At 68.6% G+C, this 13,293-nt stretch carries 14 protein-coding genes, 1 tRNA gene and 1 pseudogene; 5 read left to right on the forward strand and 11 right to left on the reverse strand.

All coding sequences use genetic code 11. The features are described 5' to 3' along the window. Positions 1 to 6 precede the first annotated feature (6 nt). From EJK91_RS15745 to EJK91_RS15795, 11 genes and pseudogenes are all read right to left on the reverse strand, one after another. On the reverse strand, positions 7 to 1,185 hold the full coding sequence (locus tag EJK91_RS15745; RefSeq protein ID WP_125079402.1) for a PPE family protein: 1,179 nt from the start codon (positions 1,183 to 1,185) through the stop codon (positions 7 to 9). A 51-nt stretch (positions 1,186 to 1,236) separates the two neighbouring features. Further along, positions 1,237 to 2,046 (reverse strand): PE family protein, encoded by an 810-nt coding sequence (locus tag EJK91_RS22975; protein WP_125079403.1) that lies wholly within the window; start codon positions 2,044 to 2,046, stop codon positions 1,237 to 1,239. Between the two features lie 133 nt (positions 2,047 to 2,179). Further along, entirely contained in the window at positions 2,180 to 2,464 is a 285-nt protein-coding gene (locus tag EJK91_RS15755; RefSeq protein ID WP_046302274.1) for a WXG100 family type VII secretion target, read from the reverse strand. Between the two features lie 20 nt (positions 2,465 to 2,484). Then, a pseudogene (locus tag EJK91_RS15760) lies at positions 2,485 to 2,791 on the reverse strand (WXG100 family type VII secretion target). Between the two features lie 40 nt (positions 2,792 to 2,831). Then, positions 2,832 to 4,043, reverse strand: coding sequence for a PPE family protein (locus EJK91_RS15765; RefSeq protein ID WP_125079421.1), 1,212 nt, complete (start codon positions 4,041 to 4,043; stop codon positions 2,832 to 2,834). 29 nt (positions 4,044 to 4,072) lie between these two features. Beyond that, positions 4,073 to 4,372 carry a PE family protein gene (locus EJK91_RS15770; protein WP_125079404.1) on the reverse strand — a complete coding sequence of 100 codons (300 nt, stop codon included), beginning with the start codon at positions 4,370 to 4,372 and terminating at the stop codon, positions 4,073 to 4,075. A gap of 205 nt (positions 4,373 to 4,577) precedes the next feature. Beyond that, positions 4,578 to 4,862, reverse strand: coding sequence for a WXG100 family type VII secretion target (locus EJK91_RS15775; RefSeq protein WP_047317298.1), 285 nt, complete (start codon positions 4,860 to 4,862; stop codon positions 4,578 to 4,580). Between the two features lie 20 nt (positions 4,863 to 4,882). Continuing rightward, complete coding sequence (locus EJK91_RS15780) at positions 4,883 to 5,182, reverse strand: WXG100 family type VII secretion target (protein WP_083022909.1); 300 nt, start codon at positions 5,180 to 5,182, stop codon at positions 4,883 to 4,885. Between the two features lie 42 nt (positions 5,183 to 5,224). Further along, positions 5,225 to 6,469 carry a PPE family protein gene (locus EJK91_RS15785; RefSeq protein ID WP_125079405.1) on the reverse strand — a complete coding sequence of 415 codons (1,245 nt, stop codon included), beginning with the start codon at positions 6,467 to 6,469 and terminating at the stop codon, positions 5,225 to 5,227. 8 nt (positions 6,470 to 6,477) lie between these two features. Further along, entirely contained in the window at positions 6,478 to 7,716 is a 1,239-nt protein-coding gene (locus EJK91_RS15790) for a PPE family protein (RefSeq protein ID WP_125079406.1), read from the reverse strand. Positions 7,717 to 7,725: 9 nt separating this feature from the next. Further along, positions 7,726 to 8,025, reverse strand: coding sequence for a PE family protein (locus tag EJK91_RS15795; protein ID WP_046285093.1), 300 nt, complete (start codon positions 8,023 to 8,025; stop codon positions 7,726 to 7,728). A gap of 482 nt (positions 8,026 to 8,507) precedes the next feature. Here EJK91_RS15795 and EJK91_RS15800 point away from each other — a divergent pair, with 482 nt between their 5' ends. The 5 genes from EJK91_RS15800 (at position 8,508) to EJK91_RS15820 (ending at position 13,284) form a co-directional block, all read left to right on the forward strand. Next, positions 8,508 to 8,813 (forward strand): DUF732 domain-containing protein, encoded by a 306-nt coding sequence (locus tag EJK91_RS15800; protein WP_024443942.1) that lies wholly within the window; start codon positions 8,508 to 8,510, stop codon positions 8,811 to 8,813. 64 nt (positions 8,814 to 8,877) lie between these two features. Beyond that, positions 8,878 to 8,951: transfer RNA gene (locus EJK91_RS15805), tRNA-Leu, on the forward strand. Between the two features lie 564 nt (positions 8,952 to 9,515). Further along, positions 9,516 to 10,553 carry a YncE family protein gene (locus EJK91_RS15810; protein ID WP_024443941.1) on the forward strand — a complete coding sequence of 346 codons (1,038 nt, stop codon included), beginning with the start codon at positions 9,516 to 9,518 and terminating at the stop codon, positions 10,551 to 10,553. 41 nt (positions 10,554 to 10,594) lie between these two features. Continuing rightward, positions 10,595 to 12,226, forward strand: coding sequence for a long-chain fatty acid--CoA ligase (locus EJK91_RS15815; RefSeq protein WP_046301160.1), 1,632 nt, complete (start codon positions 10,595 to 10,597; stop codon positions 12,224 to 12,226). Further along, positions 12,226 to 13,284 carry an NAD(P)H-dependent amine dehydrogenase family protein gene (locus EJK91_RS15820; RefSeq protein WP_125079407.1) on the forward strand — a complete coding sequence of 353 codons (1,059 nt, stop codon included), beginning with the start codon at positions 12,226 to 12,228 and terminating at the stop codon, positions 13,282 to 13,284. The genes EJK91_RS15815 and EJK91_RS15820 overlap by 1 nt, the downstream gene beginning before the upstream one ends. Positions 13,285 to 13,293 lie beyond the last annotated feature (9 nt).

Raw genomic sequence — 13,293 nt, forward strand, 5'->3', positions numbered from 1 at the left:
AGGGCATCAGCCAGCGACGACAGGCCGGGCCATCACAGTGGGTCTGACCCCGTAGCGGGGGTTGCTCAGGCCGGCCCCGCTGCGGCCGGCCGATGCCACCCCAGGCACGCCGGCCCCCACGGTGTTGACCGTGCTGCCGGCTTCCTCGGCCTCGGTCCAGCCGTGGCTGACCAGGGTGGCAGTGCTCTCGGGGATCGAAGTGGCCGTTGTCGGGACCGCTGCCGGCCAACTCTGAGGCACCGAGAGTCCGCCCACCGGGGCGGCCATGCCGCTGCCGGCGAGCACCGGGGCGCGGCCCAGGGGCGTCGCTGGCGGCGTGGCTACCGAGTCCACCAGTAACGGCGAAGTCACCGCCTCTGCCGCACCGCCGTGGGCGATGGCGATGGCGCTGGCGATACCGGCGAACGCGTGCCATGCGCCGGCGTTGGTCAGTGCCGAACTGTAGGTCTGAAGCCCGTTCCAGATGCCGATGTTCTGGGTCGAGTTGATGAAGTTGGACAGGAAGTCGGTCAGCCCGCCCTGGGCCGGCCCGGCGGCCAACGGCGCGGCCAGGGTCTGCATGGCGGTCGGCAATCCCGACACCAGCTGCGACAACCCGTTCTGTGCGCTGCCGGCCGAGGCCTGGGCGACAGCTGCACCCTGACCGGCGATCCCGACCGGGTTGGTGCTGGGAGCGGGTGAGCTCAGCGGCTGCAGCGTCCCGGCAAGCGCTGAGGCGGCCGCGTAGCCGTACATGGCCAAGGCGTCCTGGGCCCACATCTCGGCGTACTGCGCCTCCACCGCCGCGATTGCTGCGGTGTTGAACCCCAGGAAATTCGTCGCGACCAGCGCCGCGAACTGTGCCCGGTTGGCGGCGACCACCGCCGGGGGCACCGTCATCGCAAACGCCGCTTCGTAGGCGGCGGCCGATGCCGACGCCTGGGCGGCGGCGTGCTCGGCGGCGGCGGCCGTGGTGTTCAACCACGCCACGTAGGGCCGGACTGCGGCGGCCATCGCCGCTGCGGCCGGGCCCCGCCACTCTTCGTCGGTCAGCGTCGAGATCACCGACTCATAGGAGGCCGCTGTCGTGGCCAGCTCGGCGCCCAGCGCGTTCCATGTCGTGGCGGCAGCCGTCATCGGTGCGGCCCCGGCGCCCGAGTACATCCGAGTGGAGTTGATCTCCGGGGGCAATGCTGCGTAGTCCATGTCGTGGAAGTCCGTTTTCTCTAGTCGGTTTCGGCCAGGCTCGGGTCGCCGCTAGACGATCGGCTTGCGCGGCATCACGACCGGCTTGACACCGTAGCGAGGCCGGCCGAACCCGGGGCCACCACGATCGGAAGAGGCGACTGCCGGTGCCCCGGCGGGCATCGTGGCGGCGCCGTGCGGCTCGGTCGGAGTCGGGCCTGCCGCGACCAGCGGGCGCGGCTCGGCGGCCGGTGCGGCCTCGGCGGCCCACCCCGGCGGCGTTGACAGCTTGTTGAGGCCGTTGCCCTGGCCGGCGGCCCCGGCGACCGGTGCGGCGGTGGCGGCACCGGGCGTGCTCTGGGAGACCAGGTTGCCCTGGCTGACCCCCTCGACGTGGTGGATGACGCCGGACGGGTTGGTGATGAAGCCGGTGCCCAGGCCGGTGAATGCCGAGGTCGCGGAGCCGAGGTTCGCGCCGTTCATCGCGGCCAGGATGGCGGAGTTACTCGCCACCGCTGCCAGCCCGTATGTCGGGTCGGCGACCCCCGAGCCGGTGCTCCCCAGAGCGGAGCTGGCGGTGCCCAATCCGGCCGCTGCCGAGTTGGCGGTCTCGGTCTCCCCGTAGGAATCAGCGCTGACGCGCAGGGCGTGAATGAACATCTCCTGCATTGCCGCGGCCTGCGCGCTGATCTGCTGGTACAGGGTGCCGTAGGCGGAGAACTGGGCGGCCTGCAGTGCGGAGACCTCGTCGGCGGCGGCTGGGGCCAGCCCGGTGATCGGGCCGGCCGCGGCCGCGTTCTGGGCGTTCAGCGCCCCGGCGATCGTCGCTAGATTGCCGGACGCCGCGGCCAGCGCCTCGGGCTGGGTGGTCAGGAACGACATGACATCTCCTCGGCGGATACGAGCCGGACCCCAGCTGGGCTCGGTCACTGTCCACTGTTTCGTCGGACTCCCGACGGCCAGAGGTCGTTAACGAGTTCTTTACGGTCTCGCTCGGATTATTGACGGTTTGCTTTCAGGTCCAGCTGGAGCCCACCGCGGCGTCGGTGTGGGCCATGTTGTTGCCCGCCGACTGCACCTTCTGACCATGGGCGTTGGCCTGCTCGTAGATGACCTGGAAGTTCCGCCCGAGCGCGGTGATGAATTCCTGGCAGGCCACCGAGCCGGCGCCGCCCCAGAAGTCCCCGGCGGCGAGCACGTCGTGCACGATCGCCTGGTGCTCGGCCTCAAGGGCTGCGGCCTGGGCGCGAATCAACGCGCCGTGTGTGTCGACGTCGCCGAACTGGTAGTTGATAGACATCTGAATCATCGCTCCTTGTGTTAGCTACTCAAGATCTGCTGCGAGGCAGCTTCCTGCTGTTCGTACTGGTTGGCGTCGCGGATCAGTCCGTCACGCACGCCGTGCAGCATGTTGACGATGTTGCTGAACGCGGCCTGCATCTGACCCATGGTGTCGTAGGACGTGCGTTCGGCCAGGCCACCCCAGCCGGAGCCGGAGATGCTGGTCGCCTGGAAATTTTCAAGCCCACATCCGCCGGGCTTCGTCCTCCACGGTCTGGGCGTGCGCATCGAATCGGGCCGCCGTCGAACGCATGGCGTCCGGGTCGGTCATGAAACGTGTGGTCATTGCGGTAACTCCTTGACTTGTTGGTTGTGGTCTTGCGGCGTCAGCCGGCTAGGACCGGATGTGCGACGACACTGGGTTTGAACCCGTACTGAGGCAGATTCCCGCTGGGGCCACCGCGGCCGGCCCCCGCCGCGATCGGCAAACCGGCCGGTACGGCCGAGGCCCCGTTTGCTGCGGGCATGGCCATGCCGGCGCTTGGGAGTGCCGAGACGGTGCTGGCGGGGGCTCCGGCGGCCCAGTTCTGCGGCACCGACAACATGCCGACCGAACCGGCTTGACCGAGGGCCGCCGATACCGGCGCGCCGCCGAATGCACTCAGCCCGGCCAATCCGGCTGGGCCCAGCGAAGCCACCGGGGCCACCGCGCCGACCGCCGAAGTCAGTCCGCCGGCAGCCGCGGAGCCGGCCGTCCCCAGCGATGATCCCGCGCTGCTGCCGAGACTGCTCAGGAAGCCGACCGCGGTCGACAGTGTGCTGGCGACGTTCCAGGCGCCGGTGTTCACCATCCCGTTGATGCTGTCGGTGATCTGGCTGTTGTCGAACAGGCTGCCCAGGATCCCGGACAAACTCGACGAGGCGGACGAACCCGCGCTGCCCTGGGCCGGTGAGGCCAGACCCTGCAGCACGCTGGGCAGCACCGAGACCAGTTGGCTGGCCTGGCTGTTGCCCGCTGCCGAGCTGCCCGCGGCCTGGGAGACCGCGGCAGCCTGGCCGGCCAACCCGGCCGGGTTGGTGGCCTGGGCCGGTTCGGCGAACGGCGTCACCTGCGACGCGGCGGCCGAACCGGTCGCGTAGCCGTACATGGCTGCGGCGTCTTGGGCCCACATCTGCGCGTACTGCGCCTCGGTGGCCGTGATCGCCGGGGTGTTCTGTCCCAGGAAGTTGGTCGCGACCAGGGCCATCAGCAGGCTGCGGTTGGCCGCGATCACTGGCGGGGGCACCGTCATGGCGAACGCGGTTTCGAACGCGGCTGCGGCCGCGGTGGCCTGGTTGGCGGCCTGCTCGGCGGCAGCGGCGGTGGTGTTCATCCACGCCACGTAGGGCGTGACCGCGGCGACCATCGATGCCGACGCCGAACCCGCCCACAGTTCGCCGGCCATCCGGGTGACCACGGCCTGGTAGGCCGCGGCCGTCGACCCCAGCTCCACGGCCAGGCCATGCCAGGTCGTGGCGGCCGCCATCAAGGGCGCCGCACCCGGGCCGGTGTAGATCCATGCGGAGTTGACTTCCGGTGGTAAAGCACCGAAATCCATCATTTCTTGATCCGTTGCGGGTGCGGGAGCTAGCGGGCTGCGATCGCGTTGGCGGCCTCGGTCGCCTCGTACGCGCCCGCGCCGGCCGCCAATGTGGCGACGAAGTGTTGGTGAATCGCATCAGCCTGCGCGCTGATCGCCTGGTACAGGCCGGCGTGCGCGACGAACTGGGCGGCGGTCAACGCCGACACCGGATCGGCCGCCGCGGGGACCACGCCGGTGGTCGCCGGGGCGGCTGCCGCGTTCTGGGCAGCCATCGCCGAGCCGATACCGGTCAATTCGCCGGCCGCGGCCGTCAGCTCCACTGGCTGCGCGCTCACGAACGACATCAACATCACCCTCTCCTAACCGATCGAGCCGGCACGGTGCCGGTCACGAGATCTACCGTGCCGCAACGGTGCTCGGTTAGCTGCTGCCTTGACGCGCTCTTAACGGCGCCGGGTCCAACCTTGATGAGTCCTTGATGTCTGGAAACGGAAAAACCCGACGCAGCCCCCTCCGCTGCGTCGGGTCTTTCCGGGTCTTGGGCTGACGTTACGCCCAGCTGGAACCCACCGAGGCGTCGGTGTTGGCCATGTTGTTGCCGGCCGACTGCACCTTCTGACCGTGGCTGTTGGCCTGCTCGTAGATCACCGCGAAGTTGCGGCCCAACTGCGCCACAAACTCCTGGCACGCCACCGAACCCGCGCCACCCCAGAAATCACCGGCCGCCAGCACATCGTGCACGATCGCCTGGTGCTCAGCCTCCAACGACGCCGCCTGAGCACGAATCAACGCACCGTGGGCATCCACATCACCGAACTGGTAGTTAATCGACATGGTCGTGGTTCCCCTTCTGCCTAGCTGCCGGACAGGATCTGCTGCGACGCAGCTTCCTGCTGCTCGTAGTGGTTAGCGTCGCGAATCAACCCATCCCGCACCCCGTGCAGCATGTTCACGATGTTGCGAAACGCGGTCTGCATCTGACCCATGGTGTCCATCGAGGTCCGCTCCGCCAGACCACCCCAGCCCGCACCGGAGATGTTGGTCGAAGACGCCCACATCCGGCGCGCCTCGTCCTCCACCGTCTGCGCGTGCACATCAAAACGGCCCGCCATCGAACGCATCGCGTCCGGATCAGTCATAAAACGTGTTGCCACTGTTGTCTCCTTTTCTGCGGTTCCGCTTTGCGGTGAGGGGGTCTACCCGGCAACTACCGGACGGGCCATGACGGTCGGTTTGAAGCCGTAGCGCGGGGTGCTCAGACCGAAGCCGCCCCGCTCGGCGCCCATCGGCATCCCGCCGGGCATGGCCGCCATCGATTCGATCTGTTCCGGCGCGGCGGCCCAACTGCTGCCCTGCAAGGCCGCGGCCGTGTCGACGGCACCGGCAGCGGGAACCGCTGCGGCCCACGTCGCTGGCGTGGACAGCTCGCCGACCAAGGTGGCCTGACCCACGCCGGCCGACACAGACGGTGCGCTCGCGGTGAATGCGGACGCGCCGCCCAGCGCGCCCAGGCTGCTCAACGGGCCACCCGGGGCCAGCAGGGCGCCGATGCCGGCACCGGCGGTACCACCGCCGAGGGCGTTGAAACCGCCACCGGAGAAGAACGTGGTCATGGTCGGAATCAAACTTGCGGGGATGAATGCCGCGGAGGTTCCCGTAAGGCTCATCGTGCCGTTGAGCGGGTAAGTCATCAGCGACACCACACCGTTGATCGAGGCGTTTCGGCCGATGGCTTCGAGCAGTCCGGCGAGCGTGGGCGGGGGCAGGCCGGCGTCCGCGGGACCCGGCGAGGTCAGCGTCTGAAGCGTGTTGGGCAGCGACGAAATCGCCTGCGCGGCCTGCGCACTGTTGTTGGCGGCGGTGTTGCCGGTGGCCTGCCCGACCGCGGCGGCCTGGTTGGCCGTCCCGTCCTGGTTGGTGGTCTGGTTGGGCTCGCTGAACGGTGTCACCTTGGTCGCCGTCGCCGAGGACGCGGCGTAGCTGTACATGACATCGGTGGCCTGCGCCCACATCTCGAAATACTGTGCATCGCTTGCCATGATGGCGGCCGAGTTCTGGCCGACGACGTTGGTTGCCACCAGTTGCTTCTGCTGGACGCGATTGGCGGCGATCACCGCCGGGGGAGGGGTTGCCGCGTGCGCCGCCTCGAACGCGGCCGCCGCGGCGGTGGCCTGGGTGGCCGCCTCCTCGGCCTTGGCCGCGGTGTCGGCCATCCACGCCAGATACGGCTTGGTGGCCGCCGACATCGAGGCCGATGCCGGACCCATCCACTCCTCGTCGACGAGTTGGGTGATCGTCGTTTCGTACGACGTCAACGCCGAGGAGATCTCGGCGGCCAGTCCGCGCCAGGCGGAGGCGACCGTCATCATCGGCGTGGAGCCGGGACCGGCGTACAGACGCCCGGAGTTGATCTCCGGCGACAGCAGTGCGTAGTCGATCATGGTTGCTCCTAGACCACCATCGGCTTGGGCATGAATTTGGGCCGGAACCCGTAACGCGGCGTGCCGTAATTCATGCCGCGCTGCCCGACGCCGGTCGGCACCGGAGGAGGCATGGAGGCCATGTTGTTGTGGGTCTCGGTGGGGACCGCCCAACCGCCGGGGCCGCTGGTCAGCGCCGCAGCGCCCGGGGTGGCTGCCGCCCAGCTCGCCGGCGCCGAGAACGATGTCCCCACCAGGGAGGCCTTCCCCATCCCGGCGGTGACGGCCGGGGTGACCGCGCTGACCCCGAACGCGCTGCTGACGCCGCTGGACAGGCCGCCGCCGAGCGCACCAAGGGCACCGAGTGCACCACCGGGGCTCAACGCCGCCCCCAGGCCACCTCCGAGCGCGCTGCCGGTGGCGGAGGTAAACCCGCCGCCGGTCAAGTTACCGATCAGGCTTGGCAGTAGCGCGGACGGGATGTAGGCCGCTCCGGTGCCCGCGGTGTTGAACAGGTTGTAAACCGGGGTGCCGAACATGAACGCCCAGCCGTTCACCGGGTCGTTGTAGAGGAACTCGATGATCTGCTCGAGCCAGTCGGTCGATGCCGCCGGGGAGGCCATGCTCTGCAGGGCGTTCGGTAGCGACGAAATCATCTGCGCCGTCTGCGCGGTGCTGTTGGCGGTGCTGGAGCCGCCGGCCTGACTGACCGCAGCACCCTGGTTGGCCAACCCGGCCGGGTTGGTGTTCTGGGCCGGCTCGTTGAACGGGGTGACTTGGGTCGCGACGGCCGAGCCGCTGGCGTAGCCGTACATGGCCGCGGCGTCTTGGGCCCACATCTGCGCGTAGTGGGCGTCGAGAGCTGCGATCGCCGGGGTGTTGATGCCGAGGATGTTGGTGGCGACCAGCGCCGCCTGCTGCACCCGGTTGGTGGTGACCGCCGCCGGGGGCACCGTGGCCGCCCGTGCGGTCTCAAATGCGGCGGCGGCGGAGGTGGCCTGGACTGCGGCCTGCTCGGCCAGCGCGGCGGTGTTGTTCATCCAGGCGATGTAGGGCGCCGCGGCCGCGGCCATCGATGATGAAGCCGGGCCGAGCCATTCCTCGCCGGACAGCTCGGTGATCACCGTCTCGTAGGAGTGGGCGGCCGCGGTCAGTTCGGCGGCCAGTGCGCGCCAGGCCGCCGCGGCGGTCATCATCGGGGTCGAGCCCGGTCCACTGTAGATCCGCCCGGAGTTGATCTCGGGGGGCAATGCTCCGTAATCCCACATGATCTCCGCCTAACCCGCCGCCGCCGCGTTCGCGGCCTCGGTGGCCGCGTACGACGCGGAACTGGTCTTGAGCGTGGCCACGAACATGTCGTGAATGGCCGAGGCCTGCGCCGCGACCGTCTGGTAGAGGCCGGCGTGCGCGGCGAACTGCGCGGCGGTCAGTGCCGAGACCTCGTCGGCGGCCGCGGGGATGACGCCGGTGGTCGGGGCGGATGCCGCGGCGCTTTGTGCGTTGAGCGCCGCGCCGATCGCCTGCAGGGTGCTGGCCGCTGACGCCAGTGCCTCCGGCTGGGTGGTCACGAAAGACATGGGTTTCTCCTTACGGAGCCCGGTGACGAACCGACTCCTGGGATCACCGTTGCGCATCAGTGGGCGATTGTGAAAGCTGGTTAACCGCTTCTTAACGGCGGTGTCGGAACTCTTTACATGCACCTCGGGGGCGGTGTTTTCGCGGTGTGTGAGGCGTCACGGTCTCGCGGGCTCGAGACCGAACGACGGCTTGGATGCAAATGCCGTGCGTGGCGGTATTGGACGTTCGCCGAAGGGCTTTCGCGTCCCGCCCGCGTGGTCCAGGTCACTCTGGGGCGGGGGTGCGGGGTCGCTACCATTTCGGTCCAGCATGGCTGGTTGTCAATTGGCTTGAAGGGCAACATTTTTAGTCCGCATCAGCCATTCTGGCGACCGCCGAGCTGGGGGTGGTGAGGGGCCGGTAACGCGGATTTAACATCTGGATCCGGCGGAGTAAACGGTCCGTAACATGTTATTAACGAATGCTCAGCACACTACGAGCTATGAAACGGTTTCTGCTGCTGGCGGGCCTCACCGCCATGGTCGGTCTGGCGGCCCCGGCGCACGCAGAACCGGTCGGCAGCGACGCGGCCTTTCTCACCCAGCTGACCGGCGCCGGCCTGAGCCACAAGGGCTCGGACCAGGTGGCCATCTCGGCCGGTCACTCGGTGTGTCAGCTGATGGACGCCGGACTCTCCCCGATGGACACCGTGGTCGCCGTGCAGACCACCAACCCCGGCTTCACGCTGCAGCGTGCCGCGGAGTTCGCCCGGATCGCCGCGCAGAACTACTGCCCCGAGCACGCCTGATTTCTGCCTCTTCTCGGAGTGCCGGTAGGGCGCTGTCGAGGCCGTCGCGTTAGATTCGCCGCGAGCCCCCATAGCCCAATTGGCAGAGGCAGCGGACTTAAAATCCGCCCAGTGTCGGTTCGAGTCCGACTGGGGGCACTGACAGCTGGATTCGGGACCGGCCCGGCGCACGTCCCGGGCCCCGTCACGGTCGCCGGCAACGACAGCTAGGAACTCGACCGCGGCGGCCACGGCGTGGCGCGAAACCCAGGCCCGTGGGGCCTCGGCCGACCCCTCCGCACCGCCTGACCGGCAGCTTTGTCCGGTGCATACCCGCCCGCCCGAACATTTGCAAGGGCCTTTGGCAAGAAGCGCGGAATTTCCTGGTGGGAGTTCTTAATTTCTTATTCAATGTTAATCGCGGTACACATCACAAGTTGTCCAAGATGAGAAAACAACCTGCTCGGAGCGTATGTCTGAGGTTGCTGGAAGGGGCGGATGTTGCGGTTTCGCCCGGTGTGACATGGGACGGTTGGGATTAGCCTGCGACCTCGATCACAATAATTAGGACATTTTCCTGTTACTTCGAATTCACCGCTAGTATCGACCAGATGCCCCGCCTCGGCGTCCCGGTCTCGGCCGGACCGCACTGCGGTAGCCGCGAGGTGCGAGGGCAGTGACGATACGAACGAAGCGATACGAACAGTGGTTGATAGGAGCGATGTGGACGACGTGCCGGCTTATAGATTGGCCAACGCTGCATCCCGCGTCGCGCGCACCGTGACACTGGATCGCGGCCCCATCGGCGGCCTCGCGGTCACCGCGGACGGCCAGCGCCTGCTGGCCACCAACTACGGCGACGACACCGTCTCGATCATCGACACCGTCAGCTGCAAGATCGTCAACACCGTCTTCCAGGCCGACGAGCCGTTCTCGATCGCCGCCGGCCCCGCCGGCACCGGCTGGGCCTACATCACCGCGGGTTCGACCGCGCTGGACGCCGTGCTGGCGATCGACGTCGACACCGCGCAGGTCGCCGGGTGCTACCCGGTGGCCATGGACATCGGCGACCTGGTCGCCGACCCGACCAGCAGCCGCGTCTACCTCACCCGTACCGGCTCGGCCGGTGTCGACGTGCTCGCGCTCGACGCGGCCATGCGTCCCGCCGCGTCCGCCGCAGTGTCCGCGCATCCCGGGGCGGCAGCGGCCGGCCTGCGGATCAGCGCGGACGGCCGACGGCTGTACGCAGCGGTACGCCAGCCCACCGGCGACACCGTCACGGTGCTGGACCGCGACCTGAACATCGTCGACACGATCGCGATCGGCGCGAGCATCATCGACGTCGCAGTCAGTCCCGACGGTGCCCGCCTGTACGTGGCGACCTTGGGGCCTGACGGCCGCAGCCGCGTGCACGTCGTCGATGCCCGCACCCACGCGGTCAGCGCTACCCGCGTCCTGGAGGCCCAGCTGATCCAGCTGATCGCCGGGCGCGACGGCCAGCGGGTCTACCTGGTCACCGACGGCGCCGTCTTTGTGCTGTGTGCGCGCACCAACGAGCCGCTCGGCACGCTGCCCGGCGTCACCGCGCCGTCCTGCGCCGCGGAGAGCCCAGACGGCAGCCGGCTCTACATCGCCGGCTTCGACGGCAAGGTGACCATCGCGTCGCTGGCCGACCTGCCGGCCCCGTCGGCGCTGCTGCACGAGCAGCTGGAGCTCGACGACGCCGTCACTCGCATGCTGCAGCTCGAACCCGCGGTGTAACCCACGCCACGTTTCCGGTGGTGGCGTGATCGAATAGGCCGATGCACAGCACCATGCAGCACTGGCCGTTGACGGTCGGCGCCATCTTGAACCACGTCACGGCCGTCCACGGTGATCGCACCGTCACCACCGTTGCTGACGACGGATATCGGGTCACCACCTATCGCGAACTCGGCCGGGAAGTGGCCCAGCTGGCCAATGCCCTGCGGCGTCTCGGCATCACCGGCGACGAGCGGGTGGCCACCTTCATGTGGAACAACACCGAACACCTGGCCGCCTACCTGGCGGTGCCGGCGATGGGCGCGGTGCTGCACACGCTGAACATCCGGCTGTTCGCCGAGCAGATCGTCTTCGTCGCCAACGAGGCCGAGGACCGGGTGATCCTGGTAGACGGGTCACTGGTGCAGCTGCTGGCGCCGGTGCTGCCGGAACTGGAGACCGTGCACACCGTGATCCTGGTCGGTGATGGCGATGTCGCGGCGTTGGAAGCCTCCGGCAAGACCGTGCTGGGCTACGCCGAGCTGCTGGCGGCCGAGGCGCAAGAGTTCGACTGGCCGGTCATCGACGAGAACTCGGCAGCCGCCATGTGCTACACCAGCGGCACCACCGGCAACCCCAAAGGTGTGGTGTACAGCCACCGGTCCAGCTACCTGCACGCCATGGCGGGATGCACCACCAACGGCACCGGGATCGGCGCGGTCGACTGCGTGCTGCCGATCGTGCCGATGTTCCACGCCAACGCCTGGGGGCTGCCGTATTCGGCGCTGATGGCCGGTGCGGACCTCGCGATGCCCGACCGGCATCTGGACGCCAAGTCGCTGGTCGCCCTCATCGAATCGCAGCGGGCCACGGTGGCCGGCGCGGTGCCGACCATCTGGAACGACGTTATGCACTACCTGGAACGTGAACCCGGCCATGACATCTCGTCATTGCGGCTGGCGGCCTGCGGCGGGTCAGCCGTGCCGGTCTCGCTGATGCAGGCGTTCGAGCAGCGCCACAACGTGCAGGTGCGCCAACTGTGGGGCATGACCGAGACCTCGCCGATGGCCACCATGGCCTGGCCGCCGCCGGGCACCCCGCCTGAACAGCACTGGGCGCTGCGCGGCACCCAAGGCCGGCCGGTGTGTGGGGTCGAGACCCGCATCGTCGACGACGAGGATGCGGTGTTGCCCCACGACGGCGAAGCGGTCGGCGAGCTTGAGGTGCGCGGCGCGTGGATCACCGGCGCCTACTATCGCGGCCAGGACGAGTCCAAGTTCTCCTCGGGCTGGCTGCGCACCGGTGACGTCGGCCGCATCGACCCGCAGGGTTTCATCACGCTGACCGACCGGGCCAAAGACGTCATCAAATCCGGCGGGGAGTGGATCTCCTCGGTGGAACTGGAGAACGAGCTGATCGCCCACCCCGACGTCGTCGAAGCCGCGGTGGTCGGGGTGCCCGACGAACGCTGGCAGGAGCGACCGCTGGCCGTCGTGGTGACCCGCGCCGGTGCCTCGATCAGCGGCGCCGAACTGCGAACCTTCCTGTCCGACAAGGTCGCCCGGTGGTGGCTGCCGGAGCGCTGGACGTTCGTCGAGGCGATCCCGCGTACCAGTGTCGGCAAGTACGACAAGAAGACCATCCGTGCCCGGTACGCCGAGGAGCAATACCAAGTGAGCGAGGTGCACAACTGATGAGCCTGCGTGTCATCCAATGGGCAACCGGCGGAGTGGGAGTCGCCGCGATCAAGGGCGTGCTCGAGCATCCCGACCTGGAGCTGGTCGGGTGCTGGGTGCACTCGAAGTCCAAGAGCGGCAAGGACGTCGGGGAGATCATCGGCACCGAGCCGGTGGGTGTGACGGCCACCAACAGCGTCGAGGAGATCCTGGCGCTGGATGCCGACGCGGTGATCTACGCACCGCTGCTTCCCAACCCCGACGAGGTCGCGGCGCTGCTGCGCTCGGGCAAGAACGTCGTCACCCCGGTCGGCTGGTTCTATCCGACCGAGAAGGAAGCAGGCCCGCTGGAAGGCGCGGCGCGCGACGGTGGCGTGACCCTGCACGGGGCCGGGATCGGCCCCGGCGCGGCGACCGAGTTGTTCCCACTGCTGCTGTCGGTGATGTCCACCGGCGTGACATTCATTCGCGGCGAAGAGTATTCAGACCTGCGCACCTATGACGCCCCGGATGTGGTGCGCCACGTTATGGGCTTCGGCGGCACTCCGGATAAGGCGTTGAGCGGCCCCATGCAGAAGCTGCTCGATGGCGGGTTCCGCCAATCGGTGCGGCTGTGCGTGGACCGGCTCGGTTTCGCTGCCGACGAACAGATCCGCTCCTCGCAGGAGGTGGCGGTGGCCACCGCGCCGATCGCCTCGCCGATCGGTTCGATCGAACCCGGTCAGGTGGCCGGACGGCGATTCCACTGGGAAGCCACCGTCGGCGACGAGGTGGTGGTCCGGGTCACCGTCAACTGGCTGATGGGTGAGGAGAACCTCGATCCGGCATGGACTTTCGGTCCGGCGGGAGAGCGCTACGAGATGGAGGTGCGAGGCAATCCCGACACGTTCGTCACCGTCAAGGGCTGGCAGCCCGAAAGCGTCGAAGAGGGGCTGATCAGCAACCCCGGCGTGGTGGCAACCGCAGCGCACTGCGTCAACGCCGTCCCGGCGACCTGCGCGGCCCCGCCCGGTATCGCCGGGTTCTTCGACCTGCCGCTGATCACGGGCCGGGCCGCTCCGCACCTGGCGCGCTGAGCGCTACCC

Origin of the sequence: Mycobacterium sp. P7213 (assembly GCF_900604305.1) — a bacterium.
GTDB lineage: Bacteria > Actinomycetota > Actinomycetes > Mycobacteriales > Mycobacteriaceae > Mycobacterium.